Here is a 20,009-nt window from a genome sequence, read left to right as displayed (position 1 = left end):
GACGCCAACCCGCCTTACCGCTGCCCTTCCTTGATGACTTGCACGCGATACTCCGGATCCTTCTCGATCTGCTGTTCGGTGAACGGCAATACGCCCCAGCGCTTATCGGAAAATGCCCGGGTCTGGTCGTTGCTGTGGGGCGAGTCTGGGTTGCTGGACTCCGATGACGCCAAAAGCCCCAAGGCCTGAGGGCCGTGCTCGTCGAACGTCACAACCTGCAGATAGCTGCTGCCACTGACCACTTCGCGCTTGCCATCGTTGCGCGGTATTGCAGTCATCGCGTTGTAGATGCCCAGCACTGATGGCCCGCCATGGATTGGCGTCTGCTGCGTGCCCACGGTCGAGACCTGAACATCGCGCCAATGGCTGTCGCTGCCCAGACCAGCCTTTTCCAGCTGCTCGGCCGAGGCCAATAACGCAGCATGCAGCGCTTCACCTACTGCCGGCTGGCTGATGTCCAGGCCTCGCGGGGTATGCAGCGGATTGGCCGGATCGAATGCGATGCGCCATGCGTTCGGCACCTTCTGCAATGCCTTGGCGAGATTCTGGAAATGCACGAAGCCGATACCCGCCTCCAGATTGGCGCTGCGATCCCACTTGGCGAGGCTGGTGCAGACCGCCTTGATCGTCGCCACATCCGCCCCTGTATAGCCGGCGCAGAATTGCAGTACGTCATCGAGCAAGGCGCCGCCTTCGGCCTCGGCCATGTAGACCCGGTTATCCATGACCATGGCCTGCAGATCGCCGATTCCGATCTTGCCCGCCTGCTTGCCTGCCTGCTGCACGTCACGCAGACGCTCCACGGCAAACCGCGCACGCATGCCAAGCGGCACAGCGTCACGGCTGATCAGCGGCGAAAAGCCGGTCAGCGGTTGCGCCGGATTGGTCATCCAGGCCGAGTCATTGGAGTTTTGCAGGTAATCGTTGCGCGCAAGGCTGGGCAATGCCGAGGCCGGAAAGATGCCCGCTTGCGCCGCATCCCTGGCGTTGTCCCAGGCGCAGATGCTGCGCGAGCCGTCGAGCACGATCATGTCCTGCCCCGCTGCCGGATCACTGCATTGCGCCAGCTTCTGCGCGGTGACGTTGGGCACCACCGCGTAATTCATGTACAGCGCCTGCCCGCGATCATCCACCGCTACCGTGTTGACCCACGGGATGCCCTGGATTTTCTGCAACGAAGTTTGCAAGGCTGCAAGACTGGTCGCCTGATTCATCGAATACCACTGCTGCAATACCCGATCATTGGTCTGGTTTGCATCGCGCAGGCTATAGGCGTATTCACGGTTCCAGTCCAGTTTGCCCGGCCACTGCACGATGGGGCCGAACTCCGAGCGATACTGGTCGCGGGATTGCTGCGAAGGTTTGCCATCCTTATCAGTCGCCGCCACCTTCACTGTGGTCTTGAGCATGGCCCGGGATTGGCCATCTACCAGATAACGGGTCGGATCCTTGGGGTCCAGCTTGAGGCGATACAAGGTGAAATGCTTCGACGCATCCACGGTGTGGGTCCAGGCCAAGTGTTGACTGAAACCGATATTGATCAACGGCAGGCCAGGTAACGAGGCGCCCATGACGTCGAGTTTACCGGGAATGGTCAGGTGCATCTGATAGAAACGCATGCCGCCCACCCAGGGAAAGTGGGGATTGGCCAACAGCATGCCGCGACCGTTGGCGGAGCGCTCGCTGCCGATTGCCACTGCGTTGCTGCCGCGCTCGAAGGCGAAGCTCTGCTGGTTGGCTTCGGCGACCTCAAACTCCTTGCCGGCAATGCTTGCCTGCTTCGCCGCAGCACTGGGCGGAACCGCGCCAGCCACCGCCTCGGCAAATTGCCCGAGACCACCTTCAACCAACAGGCGGCGGGTCAGCTTGACCAGATCTTCAGGCGTGATCGACCTTAACCAGGCCGCCTGCAAGCATTGACCCTGCCCGTTTTTGTCACGGACCTCGGCCAGATAGCGGTTGTAGCCAGCGACGTAACCTTCGACCAACTGACGCACCTGCGGCGTCTGCGCCTGCCAGAAAGCGCCGACCGCCTGCGGGCTGTTCAAGCCCTGGAAAAACACATCGCTGGTCAGGTTATTGCGTTGTTCAAGGGTTTGCTTGTCCGGACCAAAAAAACGCGAGCGCTCGCCATTGACCGTCACCACTTCATTGGCCAGCAGACACAGATTGTCCTGGGCATAGGCGTAACCGATACCGAAGCCCAGGCCTCGCTCGTCGTTGGCGCGTATGTGCGGCACGCCAAATGCCGTGCGGCGTATCTCGGCGCTGGCATGCCCGGCGGGCGCCAGGGCGTGCACATTGAAACTCAGGCAGAACAACAGCCCTGAAACGCAAATCGTCGGCATCCGCTTGGAAATGATCACTCTGACTCCTGATGGCTTGGCTGACCGGCAGGCGCGAGCTCGCCGCCGCTTGTCGCCCCCATTAAACGAAGCCGGCCTGGAAAATTTAGCCGGGCATGCCTGGGGCAAAGCGTGACGTCATCTGCATTCAGGAAGTTTTTTGCATTTCAGGTTGAGGATTTCTCGCGCTCATTCGTCTTAGTAAGGAGATAGATCACAAGAAGGGCCTGAAAAGGAATTTGCGCATGTTTAATCGTCACGCAACCACTACTCGAACGATGCTTCGCCAATCAGCCGTCGCAGCGCAGACGCCTGCCGCTCCGGCGGATGCGGAGCGTCCTGGCAACGAGCCCATCCGACAGCTGCTTAAAAGTTTCGGTCTGCGCACCAGTCTGGTCCGCCTGAAAGTCCTGGACGCCTTGCTGACCGCCACTGGCGAAGGGCACGCATTGGGCGTGCGCGGCGTTCACAGCCAGTTGCTGAAGCTGGATATCCCGCTGTCGTTTCTAAGCGTGCGCGAAGTGCTCAAGCGTCTGTGCGATGAAGGCGTCATTCACCTCAACGCCGACAAAAGCTACAGCCTGCATCCGCGCGCCTGGCAATGGCTGAACGAGCCGGGCAAGCCCGCCGAATGATCGGAGCGCACGCCCCACACGCCTTTAGCGTTTGACCTTGCGCCGCATGAAGCCATTGAGGACTACCACCATGATGGCGACGAAGATTGCAATGTATTGAAAGGTCTTTTCGGTAATCACACCGATGGTCTGCAAATGCGACAGACCCAGCATGATCGCCAGCACGCTTAAAGCGATCAAAATGGAATACATCAAACGCTGTTTATTGGTCATTGCGGGTTTCCTGAATTCTTCATGGACGGCATTCGTCGCCAAATGCGCGCCCATATTACGCCCATGAGCGTCGCGTTACATCGCCCAGCCACTTCCCTTGACGGATGTCACAGCACATCCAGACAACGAACCGTAGCCTGCACATGGTTTAATGGCGGTCTATTCAAGGTCGATCAGCTGACCTTTCGCTAGATGCCAAGGAGTTCACCATGCCCCATGAAGGCAGCCTGTTACAGGCCGCAGTCGTGTTTTTGCTCGCCGCGGTTTTGACCGTTCCATTGGCCAAACGGCTGCAACTGGGCGCAGTGCTCGGCTACCTGTTCGCCGGCGTCATCATTGGCCCGTCGGTGCTGGGGCTGATCGGCAATCCTGAAAGCGTCAGCCATATTTCCGAGCTCGGCGTGGTGTTGCTGCTGTTCATCATTGGCCTTGAGCTTTCGCCAAAACGCTTATGGGTGATGCGCAAATCGGTTTTCGGCGTGGGTCTGGCCCAAGTGTTGCTGACGGGCCTGGTCATCGGCGGTGTCGCGTTGCTGGCGTTCGGCCAACCGCTGAATACCGCTGTGGTGCTGGGGCTTGGCCTGGCGTTGTCGTCCACCGCATTCGGCCTGCAAAGCCTGGCCGAACGCAAGGAGCTCAACCTGCCTCACGGCCGACTGGCCTTCGCCATCCTGCTGTTTCAGGACATTGCTGCGATCCCTCTGATTGCCATGGTGCCGTTCCTCGCAGGCTCCGATCACAACCTCAGCGCCAGCGAAGGCCTGAATCACGGGCTGCGCGTATTGGGCAGCATCGCGATTGTCGTGGTCGGCGGCCGCTATCTGCTGCGCCCGGTATTTCGGATTGTCGCCAAGACCAAAATCCAGGAAGTGTCCACGGCGACCGCCTTGCTGGTGGTCATCGGCACCGCATGGTTGATGGATCAAGTCGGGGTGTCCATGGCCCTGGGTGCATTCCTCGCCGGGCTGCTGCTCGCCGATTCGGAATACCGTCACGAACTTGAGTCCCAGATCGAGCCCTTCAAGGGTTTGCTGCTAGGGCTGTTTTTCATGAGCGTCGGCATGGGCGCCAACCTCAGCCTGTTGCTCAGCGAACCAGCCATCGTCCTGGGGCTGACGCTGTTGCTGGTGTCCATCAAGCTGCCGCTGCTGTTTCTGGTCGGCCGCCTGGCGGGCGGTTTGGGCAAACAGAGCGCCTTGCGCCTGGGCATCGTGCTTGCTGCGGGCGGTGAATTCGCCTTCGTGGTGTTCAAGATCGGCAGCGATCAAGGCCTGTTCGATGCCCGGCTTTACGACATTCTCGTACTGACCATCACCTTGTCGATGGCCATGACGCCCTTGTTGCTGCTGGCCATCGCTCGATGGCTCAAGCCCAAGACCGTCGCCGTCGAAGTGCCGGATGAGTACCGGGACATCAACACCGATTCGCCTCGGGTGGTGATCGCCGGTATGGGCCGCATGGGCCAGATCGTGGCGCGTATCCTGCGAGCGCAGAATATCCCGTTCGTGGCGCTGGATACCGCCGTGGAATCGATCGAGTTTTCCCGCAGTTTCGGCAATGTACCGGTGTTTTATGGCGACCCGTTGCGCCCGGAAATCCTGCGCGCCGCAAAGGTCGATCAGGCCGAGTTTTTCGTCATCGCCACCGACGATCCGGACACCAACATCAAGACCGCCGAACTGGTGCGCAAGCTCTACCCCAACATGAAAATCATCGCCAGGGCGCGTAACCGCCAGCATGTGCATCGGCTTATCGACGTGGGCGCCCAGGCGGTTCGGGAAACCTTTTATTCCAGTCTGGAAATGAGCCGCCAGACCCTGCTCGGCCTGGGCTTGAGCCAGGCGCAGGCCGACGCGCGCATCAATCGCTTCAAACGGCATGACGAACAGGTGCTCGCCGCACAGCATCTGGTTTATGACGATGCAGCCAAAGTGCTGCAAACGGCGCGGGAAGCGCGCAAGGAACTGGAGCAATTGTTCGATGCGGATCGACTCGAGGAAGAGTCGGTAAAGGATTGATACAAGCTCGCTCTCGCCGGTGCGCCTTGGGGAAGTTGCTTCCCCAGAGAGCACTTGCGACCAGCATCTCAGCCCAGGACTTCACTCAATGGAATGAAATTGACCCATTCGCCTTCGGCAAAGGTGCGCTCTTCCAGGACTTCGATCAGCCCATCAGCCCAGGCGGCGCTGCGCAAAACTCCTGAACTCTGGTTGCTGTAAAACACCGCACGGCCTTGCTCAAGACGCCCGCGCAGATATTCGCGACGGTGACCCGGCCGGGTCCAGGCAAATCCCGCAGGCACGGGGAATTGCAGCGGAGTGACGTCTTGCACGCCCTGGCGACGCAGCAGATAAGGCCGCGCCAACAGGGCAAAGGTGACCAGGGTCGAAGCGGGGTTGCCCGGCAGGCCGATCACTGGCACGCCGCGAAAATGGCCGAATGTCAGCGGTTTTCCGGGTTTGATCGCCAGCTTCCAGAGGGACAATTCGCCCTCCTCGCGCAATGCATGGCCGAGAAAATCAGCCTCGCCCACGGAGACGCCGCCGGTGGAGAGAATCAGGTCCACATCGTTGAGCGCAGCCAGGGCCGTTCGGGTTTTTTCCAGGTCATCCGGAAGAATCCCGGCATCAATGACTTCGCATTCCAGACGTTTGAGCCAGCTGCATAACAGCACGCGATTGCTGTTGTAGATCTGCCCTGGCCCCAATGGCTGCCCTGGTTCGATCAACTCGTCGCCGGTGGACAACACAGCCACGCGCGCCCGGCGTACCACGTCAACTTCAGCCAGCCCAAGGGAAGCGGTCAGCCCCAGTTCGATGGGACCGAGACGCGTTCCGGCTGCCAGCACCTTGTCGCCCACACGGGTTTCCTGGCCTTGAGGACGGATGTTCTGGCCATCGAGCATCGGCTCGAGGAACGAAACACGCTCATCGGCCTGCACCACAGCGTTTTCCTGCATCTCGACACAATCGGCCCCTTCAGGAACCGGAGCGCCGGTGAAGATCCGCGCACAGGTGCCGGGAGTCAGGGGTTCGGGGGCCTGGCCGGCAAAAATCCGTTGACTGACCTGCAGCGGTTCTCCGCGCCAGTCAGCGAGACGCAACGCATACCCGTCCATGGCGCTGTTCGGCCATGGCGGCAGATCCAGCGTGGAGATCAGATCCACGGCCAATACACGACCCTGCGCGTTGGCCAATAGCACCCGTTCACGTTCGGTAATCGGCGTGGCCGCAGCCATTTCCAGCAGACGCGCGAGAGCATCTTCGACCGGCATCAAAGGCTTGCTCATCGACGGTTACCCACGCGTTGCGCAGGGTTCGGCCTGCTTGAGGTGCGGCACGAAGTTGCACGGGCGAAAACGCGAATCCAGCTGCTGGGCGAGAATCCCGTCCCAACCAGTGCGCACCGCGTTGGTCGAGCCCGGCAGACAGCACACCAGGGTGCCATTGGCCAAGCCTGCCAGGGCGCGGGACTGGATAGTCGAAGTGCCGATATCGGGAACGGAAATCTGCCGGAACAGCTCACCGAAACCATCTACCTGCTTGTCCAGCAGGCAACCCACGGCTTCTGGCGTGCTGTCACGCCCGGTGAAACCGGTACCGCCAGTAATCAATACGACCTGCACCTCATCATCGGCGATCCAGGTCGCAACCTGGGCGCGGATCTTGTACAGGTCATCCTTGAGCAGCACGCGCTCGATCAGGCTATGGCCGGCCTCGGTTAGACGGTCGACAAACATCTGGCCGGAGGTATCGGTTTCGCGGGAGCGGGTGTCGCTGACGGTCAGCACAGCGATGTTCAAGGGCACGAAAGGTGTGTCAGCCTTGGCTTTCATAGGCTCAATCCAGTTGTCGGGGAAACAGGCCGGTGTTATATCACAGCACTCCTTTTCACTGCCTCGGTTAAGTCTGCCATGCCCGGTTCCGCTCCTCTCCCACCCTGCTCGATCCTGCTGCTGGCTGGCGGCCAGGGCCAGCGCATGGGCGGGCGCGACAAAGGCCTGATCGAATGGCGCGGCGAACCGCTGATTCAGCACCTTCAGCGCCTGACACGACCATTGACCGATGATCTGATCATTTCCTGCAATCGCAACATCGAACAATACGCCCGCTATTCTGATCAACTAGTGCAAGACAATAACGCTGATTTTGACGGGCCATTTGCGGGCATTCGCGCCGCGCTGAGCGTGGCCCGTCACGACTTTCTGCTGGTGCTGCCTTGCGATGTACCACTGATAGATGGCCAGTTGCTGCAAGCGCTACGTGAAACGGCGTTTGCGCACCCTGATCAGCCGGTAATGATTCGTGATGGTGAACACTGGCAGCCGTTGCTGTGTATGATTCCCACCCGGCATGCCGCAGCCTTCGAAGCGGCCTGGCAGGCCGGAGAACGAAGCCCGCGTCGGGCCATGGAGCAGTTTCAGCCGGTTGCCGTGCAGTGCGCGGCAGGCGACCCTCGTCTGGCGAACCTGAACACCCCGGATCTGTTGACGCGGATCACCATTTAACGTCGTGCAGCCCGCAAGGGTTACTATTCATGGAACTTGCTGGCGGCGCATACGTCTGAACGTCAGTTAATCAAAAGAATCCTCTGGAGACACAGTAATGAAACAACGGACCCTTCCCGCTGCCTTTCTGCTCGCATTGAGCCTCGCCTCCCTCGCTGGCTGCGCCTCGCCCACTGTGATCACCTTGACTGACGGCCGCGAAATCCAGGCTGTCGATACCCCTAAATACGATGAAGAGTCGGGTTTCTACGAATTCAAGCAACTCGATGGCAAAGAAACCCGCGTCAACAAGGATCAAGTACGTACCGTCAAAGACCTTTGATGGTGACGTGATCCAGTTGCTGAAAAACCCGCCTGGTGCGGGTTTTTTAGCGTCTGGACGGCTTGTCTACCAGTCCAGCTTGATCTGACTTTCGAACGATCGCGGCTCACCGCTTAGTGGATCGATGAAACGCAGGCCTTGCGCCAGAAGTTTCAGCGGCCGACTGTAATCGTCCACGGCATCCTTGATGACCTCGGGATAAAACGGATCGTTGCAGATCCCGGCACCCAGCGCCGCCATGTGTACCCGCAACTGGTGCTTCTTGCCCGTCACCGGATAAAGCCCATAGCGCCACAGATCGCCATTTTGCTCGCAGACTTCAATCCGGGTTTCGGTATTACTGGCGCCCGGACCTTCCTGCATGCGGAAGAACGGCTCGCCCTCGATGAGTCGAGTCTTGTGCAGCAGCGGAAAATCCACTTCAGGCAATGCCGCAGCGATAGCTTCATAGCGTTTGTCGATCTTGCGCGTGGGAAACAGCGACTGATAAGCCGAGCGCGTCTGCTTGTTGGCGGAAAACAGCACCAGGCCTGCAGTGTGCCGATCAATACGATGCAGCGGCACCAGATCCGGATTGTCCAGACGCCGGATCAGGCGGCGCAACAGCGTTTGTTCGACGTATTCACCGGCTGGCGTCACGGGCAAAAAATGCGGTTTGTCCGCTACCACCAGATGCTCGTCGGCGTACAGAATCGACTCCACAACCGGGATCGGCGTTTCGTTGGGCACTTCGCGAAAATAGTGAATCCGCAGGCCTTCCCGGTAAGCCAGAGCGGGCGCAATCGGCGCGCCCTGAGCATCCAGCACCCGGCCTCGCGCCATGCGATCCAGCCATTGCTCGCGACTGATGGCCTTGAAGTGCGCGCACAGACAGTCCAGCACCGTTGTCCATGAGCCCGGAGGCAAATAGAGCGTGCTGGCCTGACTGTCGGCGGCAGAAAAAACGGGATCGGACATGCGCGGACTCTTGGTTGACTGGCGCGGCATTATCGCTCAAGCCAGGCGCAGAACCCAGCGTGCCGAAGCTGTATCAGATCACCCCGCAGGCCATGCGCTCGCCCCCGCCGCCCAAAGGCTTGGGCACATCCGCATGGTTATCGGCACCGGCATGGATCATCAGTGCGTGATCCTTGACCTGGGATAGCTTCTTCAAGCGAGGTGCCAGCACCGGGTATGTCGCCATGCCGTCTGTGCTGACATAGATTGCCGGAAGATCCCCAAGATGCCCTTCGGCGTAAGGTCCCAAGTGCTTGCTGGTCTTGCCTGGATCGAAGTGCCCGCCCGCAGCCTCGGCAGCCACCTTGACCCCGTCCTTCATGGCAGCTTCGCAACTGGCGTTGGCATGCACATGAAAGCCATGCACACCGGCGGGCAGTGATTTCAGATTGGGAGTGAATAACAGGCCGTAGGGCGTTTCGCTGATGATGACCTCGCCGATCGGCTGAGGCGCGTCGGTCGCGCTGACCAGATTCATGGGCACCGAGCGGGTTTCGGCGAAAGCACTGTTAAGGGATACAGCGCCAATCAAGCCAAGCCATAGATAAGATTTCATCGGTTCTCCAGTTCGTTCGAGACGTGGGGATGGCAGGAAAAAACGCCAGGCGTTTCGCTGCGCAGATGAAAGGTGTACTGCGTTTTTCCTGCTCTCACCCGTCAAAGGTTCTCGAAGCCTAGGGAACCTGGACCGTCAGGTCAAAGTTTGGTCGTCTGATTTCATGTCTTGCAACACTAAAGCGGCGCGACGAAGCCTCATCCGTTGGAGCTAGGCTTGCCCGCGAAGGCGCCGTTTCGGGCGATAAATAGAGTCGTCTGAAAATCCGCTTCGCGGGCAAACCTCGCTCCAACGAGTGGTTAACAGGTGCCAGGTATTGGCAGCGCTCACTCGCGCAAAAACGTCACGATCTGCTCGGCATCGAACGGCCAGTCCAACTCTGCGCCGGTATCAACGCGCCGCAGGACGGGAATGCGCAGAGCGTAATCATCGATCAGCCTTTCGTGTTCGACGATGTCCACCAACTCAACCAGCAAACCATGCTCGACCAGCGGCAACAACTCGGATTCAGCGACTTCGCATAAATGGCAACCCAAGGTACCGAATAGCTGGCATTCCGGTGGCATGGCAAGGCCCTCAAGCGGGGAAACGGGCGGTTATTTTAGGCCCGCGCGACATAGGCGTCGAGCCATGCGCATCACTTCAAAATCTGAATCGACTCGTTTACAACGGTACGGCCGGAGTACGCCAGTCCGGCGCCCGGAATGCCGCGTCGGCGCCGGACATTTTCATCGAAATACGATCCAGCAGGGACTCGGCGGTGTACTTGGTCGTGGTTGAACTGAAGGCAATCAAGAGCAATCCGGCCACCAGCGCGGAGGACGGGATTCTCCCGGGGCGAATATTTTCCAACCCGAGCAGAAACACCAAGGCCCCGAGCGAACCCACCAAAGCGCCGGCAATCGCTTCCGGCAATGGATGGATGAAAGGCGCTACGCAAAAAATGCTGAATGCCCAGCCCAAGGTCAACCCCAGCGCCGCTGCCGGCCAGCGCAAAGCCTGGTGCAGTTGCCGAGCCAGGAGACTCAAGCCGACGATGAGCACCAGGCAGGTATTCATCGCGTGGCCGCTGAATACATAAATACCCAGGCTTTCGATGGCCACGCCCCAGCCCTTGAACAGGATCTTGCTGGTAATCACGATGGAATACGCCACCACCACCGTTGCGATCCACAACATCGCCGAGCGGTGCGAACGTGTCGTCCATAACCACGCGGTAATCACCAGTACGGCAGGCAGCATGACGGTGATGCCGCCGTAGGGCGTGAGGGTATGGAGATTCATCGTGAATTATTCCCCGCAGTGACGTGCCTGGACACCTATAAGAGCAGAACGGCCGCCTTTCCTGCTAGCAGATTTTCACACCGACAGGTTCGCCCTCGCTCTGGCAATTGGCCCTTAGTCCTGACTCACTGCGCCGATTTTGTGGATCGACAGGTCGGCACCGTAATACTCCTGTTCCTGGCTCAACCGCAGACCAATGATCAGCTTGATCGCGCCGTAAACGGCGAAGCCGCCGAGCAGCGCTACCAGCACACCGAGCCCGGTGCCGATCAACTGGCTGATCAGGCTCACGCCGCCCAACCCGCCGAACGCTGTCTGACCGAAAATGCCACAGGCGATACCGCCCCAGACGCCGCACAGACCATGCAACGGCCACACGCCCAACACGTCGTCGATTTTCCAGCGCACCTGTGCTGCGGTGAAACACCAGACGAACAATGCGCCAGCGATAACGCCGGTGATCAATGCGCCCACGGGATGCATCAGGTCCGAGCCCGCGCAGATTGCCACCAACCCGGCCAAGGGGCCGTTATGCAAAAAGCCTGGGTCGTTGCGCCCGACAATCAATGCCGCGACCGTGCCGCCGACCATGGCCATCAGTGAGTTGACCGCCACCAGCCCGCTGACGCCTTGCAAGGTCTGGGCGCTCATGACATTGAACCCGAACCAGCCGACAATCAGAATCCACGACCCAAGCGCCAGAAACGGGATGCTCGAAGGTGGATAAGCCACCAGACGCCCTTCCCGATAACGCCCGTTACGCGGCCCGAGCAGCAACACCGCAGCCAGCGCCAGCCACCCACCCATGGCATGAACCACGACAGAACCGGCGAAATCATGGAAACTCGCGCCAAAGGACGAGGCCAGCCAGCGTTGCAGACCGAAATTACCGTTCCAGACCATGCCTTCAAAGAACGGATAAATGAACGCAACGATCAATACCGTGGCGCACAACTGCGGCGCAAACCGCGCACGCTCGGCGATGCCTCCGGAAATGATCGCCGGAATGGCCGCAGCGAACGTTAACAGAAAGAAGAATTTCACCAGCACATAGCCGTGATCGGCACTGAGCACCGCAGCAGGCTGCAGAAAGCTGACGCCGTAGGAGATCCAGTAGCCTATAAAGAAATAGGCAAGGGTCGAGACCGCGAAGTCACTGAGGATTTTCGCCAGCGCATTGACCTGGTTTTTGTGTCGGACAGTGCCGACTTCCAGGAATGCAAAACCGGCGTGCATGGCCAGTACCATGACCGCACCCAGCAGCAGAAACAGGGTGTTGGAACTGTGGACCAATGTGTCAACGGCGCTTTGTAAGTTATCCATCAAGGCAGGCCTGCAAGCCGGAAAGGCACCAAAACAGCGCGATACAACAGATGACGCACTGAAGTGGCTCAGCCGCTCTGTACCGCCACAAGCCTCGCGACCTGCTTTGGCGCGTCATCGATGTGCCTGACGCGCGGTTCAGGATTTCCCAGGGAGTTTTTAAGAAGAAAATACCGGTTTTAGCCACTTCCGCTGTACTTGTGCTCTTAGTCGGCGCAACGGTGCGGATGGCGCACCAGCAAGAAGCAAAAGCTGTACCAATCGCCGCAAGCGGATCACGCTGCAATTGAAATGAACCTTCCGCAATTCGTCGGACTCGAAACATCCATACGCCACTGAACGGAGAACACTATGTCGCGCCAAACAGCACAGAATGCCCAGGAAATTCTGATGAACGACTTTCAAATCCTGGTCGCAGACACGGAAAAGCTGCTCAGCCATACAGCCTCATTGGCCGGCGAACAGGCAGACGAGTTGCGTGGCCAGATTCAGGAAAGTTTGTCACGGGCTCGCGAGACCCTGAAAGTCACTGAAGAGTCGCTGCGCGCGCGCGGCCAGGCTGCCGTAGTGGCCACCGAAGATTATGTCCAGACCAATCCATGGCAATCGGTCGGCATCGCTGCCGGCGTTGGTTTCCTGATCGGTCTGCTGGCTACAAGGCGCTAACGGCTATGGCTTTGGGAACGGAATCCGGTCCTGAACAGGACCAAACCTCATCGCCACGGCGATTGGGCGCGGCGTTCCTGGGTTTGCTGCACAGCCACGTAGAGCTGTTCGGCATAGAACTACAGGAACAGAAAGCTCGCACCTTGAGCCTCCTATTGTTTGCGGGCCTTGCGCTGGTTTTCGCGCTGCTGTTATTGACCGGGCTCTCGGCCTTGTTGCTGATTGTGCTGTGGGACAGCTATCGGCTGGCCGGCATTATCGGCCTCTGCGTGTTCTACACCCTGGCCGCGCTGTTTTGTGCGATGCGTTTAAAAGCCGCCATATTCGACGAGTCCTCGCCATTCAACGCGACCCTCGAAGAACTGGCCAATGACCGTGAGCGACTGATGCCATGAGCGTGCCCGAATCCCATCAAAAGCATACTCGCCGTGAACTGCAAAAAGCCCTGATACGCCTGCGCATGGAAATGCACCGCCAGGAGATCCGCCAGGAATCGAGCCAGCTGCTACAGCCGCTGCGCCGCGTTCGTGGCATGACGCAAAACTGGCAAGGCACTCTGGGCATCAAACATGCGCCGCTCTGGGGTATGGGTGTTGTGACGCTGCTGGGTTTTCTCAGCGGCAAAGGCGCCAAAAGCGGTCGCAGCGGTGGCTTCAGTCGGATCGTGAAGTTGGGCGTCAGCCTGCTGCCTGTCATCCGCCTCGCTCTGCAAGGGCCGCCGCGCAAGCACTGACCCTGGCATCCTTGTACAGGTTTGCAACTGTTTGGCTGCATTCTTGCAACGGGCTTGCAACAGGTACTGAAGCGTCCATTCAAGGCTCTGCCTTGGGTGGACGCTTTTTGTTTGTCCGACAAAAACTTTTTCCAGCGTTCAACTCTACTAAGGAGGCCATGTGATCGATGGGCAACCACTTGCCTGCTTTCAGCCGTTCATCGATACCGCTACTGGCCGTATTGCTGGTGTTGAAGCCTTGGGCCGCTTGCGTCAAAGCGATAATCGACTGACATCAGTCGGCCCGTTGTTTGCCGATCCGAGGATGCCCGGCACTGAGTTGCGGCGTCTGGACCGAATCATCCGCGACGACGCGCTGAGTCGACTCCATGAGGCCCCGGATGACTGGTTCCTGAGCTTGAACATTTCTCCCAGATGGATCAGTCGTCTGAGACCCGATCAGGCGCTGCCCAGCCTCAAGCAGTTGAAAAAGCACGGCATCGCGCCGGAACGAATCGTGTTCGAAATCACCGAGCTGGGCGGCAACAGTCAACGCCTTGCCGAGGTCGTCAGTCGTTACCGTGAAGCGGGAGCCAGGATCGCCATTGATGATTTCGGGGCCGGCTATTCGCAACTGGACCGCGTGCTGGCCTTGCAGCCGGACATCCTCAAGCTCGACATGCGCCTGTTCCAGGCGGCTGCGCGCGGCGGGCCGAGCTGTGACGTGGTGAAAGCCCTGGCGCAGATGGCCGAGAAAACCGGTTGCTGGATCATTGCCGAAGGGGTTGAAACCGAAGCTGAACTGCATTTCGCCTTGGAGTGCGGCTCGCGCTATGTGCAGGGTTTCCTCTTCGCCCAGGGCGAGCTTGAGTTCTTCCGGGCGGATGCATTTGTCGCGCAATTCGCCGAGTTACGGGATCGTTATGTGCTGCGCAAGGTGGCCGAACGCGCCAGACTGATGAGCCTGCGTCAGCAATTGACCACCTTGATGTCGATCCTGCAATGCTGGGACGAAAACCACAGCCCCGTCAGCGATTTGCCAAAACTGCTCGATTACCCTTGGCTGCTGCGTTTCTACCAATGTGACCGACACGGAACGCAACTCACGCCGAACCTCGAATGGCGCAACGGAGCCTGGCACTCGGACGCCAGATACCTGGGGCATAACTGGTCATGGCGCCCGTATTTCTACCACTTGCTGGCTGAGGGGTGGCATGAGCGACGCCTGAGCCTGTCGAACACTTATCGCGACGCGACCAGCAATCAGTATTGCCTGACTGCGGGCCAGTTCTTCGACAATGGACAGCGGCTGCTGCTCATTGATGTCGATGCGGCGGGAATGTAAGCCAATACCCACCAGCCGCTTGCTGTCAGCGTTGTGAAACGGGAAGCTAGGCGCACTTAATCTATGGAGTGAGAGCCTTGGACTGGCAAACCCTGCTCAACCGCGAACGTCTTGGCAAAACCCTGCACAGCCCCGAAGAGTTGGGGCGCAGTCCTTTTCACAAGGATCACGACCGGATCATCTTCTCCGGGGCGTTTCGCCGCCTCGGGCGCAAGACACAGGTGCATCCCGTATCGAGCAACGACCATATCCATACCCGCCTCACCCATTCGCTGGAAGTCAGTTGCGTCGGTCGCTCGCTGGGCATGCGTGTCGGTGAAACCTTGCGCAGCGCCCTGCCCGACTGGTGCGACCCGGGTGATCTGGGCATGGTCATCCAATCGGCCTGCTTGGCCCACGATATCGGCAACCCACCGTTTGGCCACTCTGGCGAGGATGCGATTCGCAACTGGTTCAATCAGGCGGCAGGGCGCGGCTGGCTGGATGCAATGAGTGCAGTCGAACGGGATGACTTCCTCAACTTCGAGGGCAATGCCCAGGGTTTTCGGGTCCTGACCCAACTGGAATATCACCAGTTCGATGGTGGCACGCGCCTGACCTACGCAACGCTGGGTACGTACCTGAAATACCCCTGGACCGCGCGACATGCCGACTCGCTCGGCTACAAAAAACACAAATTCGGCTGCTACCAGAGCGAGCTGCCGATCCTCGAACAGATCGCCCACAAACTGGGCTTGCCGCAACTTGAGGAACAACGCTGGGCGCGCCATCCGTTGGTGTACCTGATGGAAGCCGCCGATGACATCTGCTATGCCCTGATCGACCTGGAAGACGGGCTGGAGATGGACCTGCTGGAATATGCCGAAGTCGAGGCCTTGCTGCTGAGCCTGGTGGGCGATGATTTGCCGGACACTTATCGGCAGCTCGGCCCGGACGACTCGCGGCGGCGCAAACTGGCCATTCTGCGTGGCAAGGCCATCGAACACCTGACCAACGCTGCCGCGCGGGCGTTCGTCGAGCAACAGGACGCGTTGCTGGCGGGCGCCCTCAGTGGCGACCTGGTGGAACACATGCACGGCCCGGCAAAGCGCTGCGTGCTCGATGCCAAGGACATGGCGCGCAAGAAGATCTTCCAGGACAAGCGCAAGACCCTACACGAGATCGGCGCCTACACCACCCTCGAAATTCTCCTCAATGCGTTTTGCGGCGCAGCAGTGGAACAGTTCGGCGGGCGCACGCCGTCGTTCAAGCATCGACGCATTCTCGACCTGATGGGCAACAGCGCCCCCGATCCACATGCGCCACTGCACGCATCATTTCTGCGCATGATCGACTTCATCGCCGGGATGACCGACAGCTACGCCAGTGAAATGGCCAGGGAGATGACCGGGCGTTCGAGCCCCATGTAAGGCACTGAAGAGATGCCGTCCCACGCGTTGCCACACGCCGGGACGGCATCCATTTGAAGCATTTCAGCACCAGAGGGTGCGGGATGCGCATCAAAACTTCAGAATTTCCCTACGCACATATCAGAAAGGTCCTATCGCTTGGGTGCTGGCACTGCCCAATAATCCCGCCACTTTGATTGCCACTACTGGCACATCTCCCATTAGTCCAATAGCCACCGCCGATGCCGTTCGAAGGCTGCCGGTCCGCCTCGATCCGCATCCGCGTTGCGCCAGCACGTTGCCGGAAGCTCCTCCCATGTTTAAACACAACTTGCGCATCCTGCTGGTGGAGGATCATCCATTTCAACTGATCGCCACGCAGATCCTGCTCAACAACCAGGGCATCAGTTGTCATTAAATCTCGCACTCGATTCATTAAAAAATAAACTCGAGCTCAACCCATTCGGGTTTGGGACGCCTGCCGACATAATGAAATATAGCCCGATATACTGATGTATAGCGAAATCTGCTATACATCAGTATATCGGGCTATATTTCACTAAAGTTTTTCTCTGGATATCTCGTAGCACTTACGAACAGGCCTAGCTCGCTAGGGCGTACGAATATCTATGTCTCTTTAGTGACGATTACTGTTTAGCGAGATGCTGGCCGAAAGAGAGCCGTTAGATCAGGCGCACTCTGGGTCGGAGCCTACCTTCCGTAATAAATGCCTACCAGACTTCACTAATGCTAGGCCTGCCATCGTTAGAGCAATTACCAGGCCTATTTCAAACAACTGAAAATGAAGAAAAAAGCGTGCGAAGCGAATAATGACGAATGTGCACTAATCACATTTATCCAGAGATTTTACTTAGGAGCGTGTACTTTTTGCCCTTTTATGTCGAGTTATCGCACCATTTGAGTACGAAAACGGGGCCAGCAAATTCCCTGGATTAAAGGGGCGTTATTCCGATGCGCGAGTGCTTTGGGTAGACCGGGTTTTATGACAAATTGGCGAGTAAGGAGCGCACGTGAAACCGTTGAGCAATTTCAGACTCCAGTCGATAGGCACGAAGCGATCATCCCGACCCCAGGTGATCAAGGTCGGCGTTTTGATGTCTGGCAGATTGGCGGTGAAGTCGCCCATCTGGAACTTGCTCAGATCTACGCTCTTGAGGAAGTTTTCCAGGTGTTGCGGATTGGCCAAGATGCTCTTGTGGCGCAGGCTGATCAGCCAGCGACATGGTTAAAACCATCGGTAGCTACCTAAGAATCTCGGTCTTTAGTGTCTATTCCTTCATCGTCACGACATTCATAATTCGCTCAATGTCCAAAACTGCTACGGAAGGAACTTTTACGACTGGCATTTACTATATTTTTCTGATGTTCCTGTTGCTCTCGTTGAGTACCCTCTTCTATGCCTATAGGGAATCCGAGGCTGAACTTGATCGGTTCAAGGCAACCTATCAGTCGTTCAAAACTCGCTATGATGACCTACTGTCGAATAGCGACAGAGATCGAATTCTGCAGAACGACACCGACTTCAAGCGTGATTGCGAGTATATAAAACGGTCGCGCCGACGTGCCTTGATTCTCTGGATCTCCACGCTTGGGGCAGTCTTTGCGTTTGTTTCGCTAATCAAGCTGCTCAACTACTTAAATAACGCTTCTCCCTTGAATATACGTCACGTCTTCTCCATTTTTTTTGAGCATGCATTACGCCAATACGCAGCCTGAGTCGCCACAGGTTTTTTGGTCGCTTATTGACTGTTTTTGGCGGAATCCTGCCTGTCGCGAACGGCAAGAGCCGACCCAAAGCAGGCACTCAGTGCACTCGACGGAAGTCTACGTACCTGTTGACCTTGAGCAAGTTATTCTTCGTTTCAATCCCCAAAATCCCCAGCCCGATTTGTTCGATTAGAATGCGAAAAGCTACTAACCTCGCGAGCATTGGCTCAAGATAATGTTTCCCGAAGAAGCAGGTTTATCTGCACAGTCGTCACTGGGTTATAAAACGGCGTATCGCCTGGATGATTTGAGTGGGCGCTTCCTCCATCAGCCAATGTCCTGCGCCCGGAATTACCAGTTCCTTGACGTTGTCTGCGGCATTGCGCATCACGATCGCTTCGTTGTTGCCGAAGGATTTTTCACCGCCGACGGCCAGCACCGGCATGGTCAGCTTTGTCTTCATAGACGCTTCGTTGTCCACTGCATCCTGGCGAATGCTGCGAAACTGGGCGAAGGCTGCGCGCATGCTACCGGGGCGGGCATAGAGTTTGGCGTAATGCTGGCGGGTGGCTTCATCGACCTTGGTAGGATCACCTGCAAACTCGTTCCAGAAACGGTCGAGGTAAATGCGCTCACGGCCAGCCACCAGACGCTCGGCGTCTGGGCCGCCAAAGTCGAAGTGCCATAGCATTGGCGAGCGAACGATGTCGTTCCACGGCGCAATACCGGGCACGGGCGCGTCCATCACCACCAACCGATCGGTCAGTCGCGGATAGCGAGAGGCGTAGGCAAAGGCGACCATGGTACCTATATCGTGACCTATGATCACCGCATGCTCGATGCCCAGCGCCGCCAACACCCCACGAACGTCGCCCGCCTGGGTTTTCTTGTCGTAGCCATTCTCCGGAATCGACGATAGGCCCAGACCGCGAAGGTCGGGCACCACGACGGTGTGATCCTTAGCCAGGTCGGCGGCCAATGGCGCCCACATGTCGCCGGTGTCGCCGAAGCCATGCAGCATCACTACGGCCGGCCCTTTGCCACCAACGCGCACATGGATTTTGGCGCCATCTACCGCTATGTCTCGCGTATGAAACGTCGAAGGGAATGGTGTCACGTCAGCATGGGCTGGAAAGCCTACGGCAACTAGCATGGAAGCGATCAGCAGGGCTCGGATCATCACGGCGTCTCCATATGTGAGTAATGGAGAAGCGTAGACCTATATGCGAAATTCGGATTTGCGAAGCTATGTGTTTGTTTACTGGATGCGATTTTCCCCGCGAACCTACAGCGATATCATTTCTTGAGTGGCCTCTTATAGCCGAAAGCGACGGGATGACTGCCCCGTCGCCGTTGCCCGCTCATACTTCAGTCTGCTCGGCCACCTCAAGCGCGTCGTCCACTTCGATGCCAAGATATCTGACAGTACTTTCGAGCTTGGTGTGACCGAGAAGTATCTGTACTGCTCTGATGTTTTTTGTTCTCCGGTAGATCAATGAAGCCTTGGTCCGACGCATCGTATTAGTGCCATATGGTACTGGGTCGAGGCTGATGGAGGTTACCCAGGCTTTCACTATGCGTGAGTATTGACGCGTGGATAGGTGCTCGGAAGTTTTTAGCCGACTTGGAAACAGGAAGTCCCCATTTCTGAGTCGAGCCTGGTGTACCCATTCCTCCACAGCGAGTCGCGTATGAGCAGTTATCTCGAATTGAACGGGCCGTTTTGTTTTTTGCTGCATCACCATTGCCCTAGCTGCAACGTGATTTCCGCGACATCACGAACACGTAGCTTCGTCAGATCGCATGCACGTAACTTGCTGTCGATTGCTAAATCGAATAGGGCTAGATCCCTCACGTTTTGCGCAAGCTCGAGCCTGATTCTGATGCCCCAGATCTCACGCAAGCGGAGCGGTGATTTTTGACCGACCAGTTTGCCTTTATTCCAAGACTGATATGAGGAAGTGGTTTTTGCGTTCATGTCATTACCTC

Annotated in this window: 20 protein-coding genes and 2 pseudogenes; 10 read left to right on the top strand and 12 right to left on the bottom strand. The window is 58.0% G+C overall.

What is annotated here, in order from left to right:
- Positions 1-14 precede the first annotated feature (14 nt).
- Positions 15-2,366, bottom strand: a complete 2,352-nt coding sequence (locus tag AFK24_RS09395) for an acylase (protein ID WP_065832982.1) — start codon at positions 2,364-2,366, stop codon at positions 15-17.
- A gap of 224 nt (positions 2,367-2,590) precedes the next feature.
- On the opposite strand from AFK24_RS09395, the gene AFK24_RS09390 reads away from it, so the two are divergent.
- Positions 2,591-2,980, top strand: coding sequence for a Fe2+/Zn2+ uptake regulation protein (locus AFK24_RS09390; protein ID WP_065832981.1), 390 nt, complete (start codon positions 2,591-2,593; stop codon positions 2,978-2,980).
- A 24-nt stretch (positions 2,981-3,004) separates the two neighbouring features.
- Here the strand turns inward: AFK24_RS09390 and AFK24_RS09385 are convergent, their stop codons facing one another.
- Positions 3,005-3,193 carry a hypothetical protein gene (locus tag AFK24_RS09385; RefSeq protein WP_020290132.1) on the bottom strand — a complete coding sequence of 63 codons (189 nt, stop codon included), beginning with the start codon at positions 3,191-3,193 and terminating at the stop codon, positions 3,005-3,007.
- A gap of 209 nt (positions 3,194-3,402) precedes the next feature.
- Here AFK24_RS09385 and AFK24_RS09380 point away from each other — a divergent pair, with 209 nt between their 5' ends.
- Entirely contained in the window at positions 3,403-5,211 is a 1,809-nt protein-coding gene (locus AFK24_RS09380; RefSeq protein ID WP_065832980.1) for a monovalent cation:proton antiporter-2 (CPA2) family protein, read from the top strand.
- A 68-nt stretch (positions 5,212-5,279) separates the two neighbouring features.
- On the opposite strand, the gene AFK24_RS09375 is transcribed toward AFK24_RS09380, so the two are convergent.
- Both AFK24_RS09375 and moaB read right to left on the bottom strand, forming a co-directional pair.
- Entirely contained in the window at positions 5,280-6,482 is a 1,203-nt protein-coding gene (locus AFK24_RS09375) for a molybdopterin molybdotransferase MoeA (RefSeq protein WP_065832979.1), read from the bottom strand.
- Positions 6,483-6,488: 6 nt separating this feature from the next.
- Positions 6,489-7,028, bottom strand: coding sequence for a molybdenum cofactor biosynthesis protein B (gene moaB, locus AFK24_RS09370; RefSeq protein ID WP_065832978.1), 540 nt, complete (start codon positions 7,026-7,028; stop codon positions 6,489-6,491).
- A gap of 78 nt (positions 7,029-7,106) precedes the next feature.
- Between moaB and mobA the strand changes: the two genes are divergently transcribed.
- Both mobA and AFK24_RS09360 read left to right on the top strand, forming a co-directional pair.
- Positions 7,107-7,700, top strand: a complete 594-nt coding sequence (gene mobA, locus AFK24_RS09365; protein ID WP_065832977.1) for a molybdenum cofactor guanylyltransferase MobA — start codon at positions 7,107-7,109, stop codon at positions 7,698-7,700.
- A gap of 97 nt (positions 7,701-7,797) precedes the next feature.
- Positions 7,798-8,022 carry a YgdI/YgdR family lipoprotein gene (locus tag AFK24_RS09360; protein WP_020290137.1) on the top strand — a complete coding sequence of 75 codons (225 nt, stop codon included), beginning with the start codon at positions 7,798-7,800 and terminating at the stop codon, positions 8,020-8,022.
- 66 nt (positions 8,023-8,088) lie between these two features.
- Here AFK24_RS09360 and AFK24_RS09355 read toward each other — a convergent pair whose 3' ends face one another.
- The 5 genes from AFK24_RS09355 to AFK24_RS09335 all read right to left on the bottom strand — a co-directional run bounded on the left by AFK24_RS09355 (position 8,089) and on the right by AFK24_RS09335 (position 12,181).
- Positions 8,089-8,979 (bottom strand): pseudouridine synthase, encoded by an 891-nt coding sequence (locus tag AFK24_RS09355; protein WP_065833051.1) that lies wholly within the window; start codon positions 8,977-8,979, stop codon positions 8,089-8,091.
- A 73-nt stretch (positions 8,980-9,052) separates the two neighbouring features.
- Complete coding sequence (gene sodC / locus AFK24_RS09350) at positions 9,053-9,574, bottom strand: superoxide dismutase family protein (RefSeq protein ID WP_065832976.1); 522 nt, start codon at positions 9,572-9,574, stop codon at positions 9,053-9,055.
- Positions 9,575-9,900: 326 nt separating this feature from the next.
- The gene (locus AFK24_RS09345) at positions 9,901-10,140 is read right to left on the bottom strand and encodes a glutaredoxin family protein (RefSeq protein ID WP_065832975.1); all 240 of its coding nucleotides are present in this window, start codon (positions 10,138-10,140) and stop codon (positions 9,901-9,903) included.
- Between the two features lie 97 nt (positions 10,141-10,237).
- Positions 10,238-10,858 (bottom strand): hypothetical protein, encoded by a 621-nt coding sequence (locus tag AFK24_RS09340; RefSeq protein ID WP_065832974.1) that lies wholly within the window; start codon positions 10,856-10,858, stop codon positions 10,238-10,240.
- Between the two features lie 114 nt (positions 10,859-10,972).
- A complete protein-coding gene (locus AFK24_RS09335) occupies positions 10,973-12,181 on the bottom strand; it encodes an ammonium transporter (RefSeq protein WP_065832973.1) in 1,209 nt (402 codons plus the stop codon).
- 351 nt (positions 12,182-12,532) lie between these two features.
- Here AFK24_RS09335 and AFK24_RS09330 point away from each other — a divergent pair, with 351 nt between their 5' ends.
- From AFK24_RS09330 to AFK24_RS29810, 6 genes and pseudogenes are all read left to right on the top strand, one after another.
- Positions 12,533-12,847: a DUF883 family protein gene (locus AFK24_RS09330; protein WP_065832972.1), complete on the top strand. Its 315-nt coding sequence runs from the start codon at positions 12,533-12,535 to the stop codon at positions 12,845-12,847.
- Between the two features lie 5 nt (positions 12,848-12,852).
- The gene (locus AFK24_RS09325) at positions 12,853-13,242 is read left to right on the top strand and encodes a phage holin family protein (RefSeq protein ID WP_020290144.1); all 390 of its coding nucleotides are present in this window, start codon (positions 12,853-12,855) and stop codon (positions 13,240-13,242) included.
- Positions 13,239-13,580, top strand: coding sequence for a hypothetical protein (locus tag AFK24_RS09320; protein WP_020290145.1), 342 nt, complete (start codon positions 13,239-13,241; stop codon positions 13,578-13,580). The genes AFK24_RS09325 and AFK24_RS09320 overlap by 4 nt, the downstream gene beginning before the upstream one ends.
- 160 nt (positions 13,581-13,740) lie before the next feature.
- Positions 13,741-14,904 (top strand): EAL domain-containing protein, encoded by a 1,164-nt coding sequence (locus AFK24_RS09315; RefSeq protein ID WP_065832971.1) that lies wholly within the window; start codon positions 13,741-13,743, stop codon positions 14,902-14,904.
- A gap of 77 nt (positions 14,905-14,981) precedes the next feature.
- A complete protein-coding gene (locus AFK24_RS09310; protein WP_065832970.1) occupies positions 14,982-16,313 on the top strand; it encodes a deoxyguanosinetriphosphate triphosphohydrolase in 1,332 nt (443 codons plus the stop codon).
- A 295-nt stretch (positions 16,314-16,608) separates the two neighbouring features.
- A pseudogene (locus tag AFK24_RS29810) lies at positions 16,609-16,695 on the top strand (response regulator); the annotation flags it as partial.
- 561 nt (positions 16,696-17,256) lie between these two features.
- Here AFK24_RS29810 and AFK24_RS09305 read toward each other — a convergent pair.
- The 3 genes and pseudogenes from AFK24_RS09305 to AFK24_RS09290 all read right to left on the bottom strand — a co-directional run bounded on the left by AFK24_RS09305 (position 17,257) and on the right by AFK24_RS09290 (position 19,998).
- The gene (locus AFK24_RS09305) at positions 17,257-17,499 is read right to left on the bottom strand and encodes an alpha/beta fold hydrolase (protein WP_065832969.1); all 243 of its coding nucleotides are present in this window, start codon (positions 17,497-17,499) and stop codon (positions 17,257-17,259) included.
- A gap of 792 nt (positions 17,500-18,291) precedes the next feature.
- On the bottom strand, positions 18,292-19,200 hold the full coding sequence (locus AFK24_RS09295; protein WP_065832967.1) for an alpha/beta fold hydrolase: 909 nt from the start codon (positions 19,198-19,200) through the stop codon (positions 18,292-18,294).
- 181 nt (positions 19,201-19,381) lie between these two features.
- Positions 19,382-19,998, bottom strand: a pseudogene (locus AFK24_RS09290) (tyrosine-type recombinase/integrase).
- Positions 19,999-20,009: the final 11 nt, after the last annotated feature.

Origin of the sequence: Pseudomonas syringae, assembly GCF_001698815.1 — a bacterium.
In the GTDB taxonomy this organism is placed as follows: domain Bacteria; phylum Pseudomonadota; class Gammaproteobacteria; order Pseudomonadales; family Pseudomonadaceae; genus Aquipseudomonas; species Aquipseudomonas syringae_A.
This window is presented reverse-complemented; position numbering and strand designations above follow the sequence as displayed.

Coding starts and splice junctions, on each gene's coding strand:
- moaB (WP_065832978.1), bottom strand. CDS start 7,028: ATGAAAGCCAAGGCTGACACACCTTTCGTGCCCTTGAACATCGCTGTG.
- AFK24_RS09375 (WP_065832979.1), bottom strand. CDS start 6,482: ATGAGCAAGCCTTTGATGCCGGTCGAAGATGCTCTCGCGCGTCTGCTG.
- AFK24_RS09345 (WP_065832975.1), bottom strand. CDS start 10,140: ATGCCACCGGAATGCCAGCTATTCGGTACCTTGGGTTGCCATTTATGC.
- mobA (WP_065832977.1), top strand. CDS start 7,107: ATGCCCGGTTCCGCTCCTCTCCCACCCTGCTCGATCCTGCTGCTGGCT.
- AFK24_RS09325 (WP_020290144.1), top strand. CDS start 12,853: ATGGCTTTGGGAACGGAATCCGGTCCTGAACAGGACCAAACCTCATCG.
- AFK24_RS09380 (WP_065832980.1), top strand. CDS start 3,403: ATGCCCCATGAAGGCAGCCTGTTACAGGCCGCAGTCGTGTTTTTGCTC.
- AFK24_RS09330 (WP_065832972.1), top strand. CDS start 12,533: ATGTCGCGCCAAACAGCACAGAATGCCCAGGAAATTCTGATGAACGAC.
- AFK24_RS09295 (WP_065832967.1), bottom strand. CDS start 19,200: ATGATCCGAGCCCTGCTGATCGCTTCCATGCTAGTTGCCGTAGGCTTT.
- sodC (WP_065832976.1), bottom strand. CDS start 9,574: ATGAAATCTTATCTATGGCTTGGCTTGATTGGCGCTGTATCCCTTAAC.
- AFK24_RS09335 (WP_065832973.1), bottom strand. CDS start 12,181: ATGGATAACTTACAAAGCGCCGTTGACACATTGGTCCACAGTTCCAAC.
- AFK24_RS09390 (WP_065832981.1), top strand. CDS start 2,591: ATGTTTAATCGTCACGCAACCACTACTCGAACGATGCTTCGCCAATCA.
- AFK24_RS09340 (WP_065832974.1), bottom strand. CDS start 10,858: ATGAATCTCCATACCCTCACGCCCTACGGCGGCATCACCGTCATGCTG.
- AFK24_RS09385 (WP_020290132.1), bottom strand. CDS start 3,193: ATGACCAATAAACAGCGTTTGATGTATTCCATTTTGATCGCTTTAAGC.
- AFK24_RS09320 (WP_020290145.1), top strand. CDS start 13,239: ATGAGCGTGCCCGAATCCCATCAAAAGCATACTCGCCGTGAACTGCAA.
- AFK24_RS09360 (WP_020290137.1), top strand. CDS start 7,798: ATGAAACAACGGACCCTTCCCGCTGCCTTTCTGCTCGCATTGAGCCTC.
- AFK24_RS09355 (WP_065833051.1), bottom strand. CDS start 8,979: ATGTCCGATCCCGTTTTTTCTGCCGCCGACAGTCAGGCCAGCACGCTC.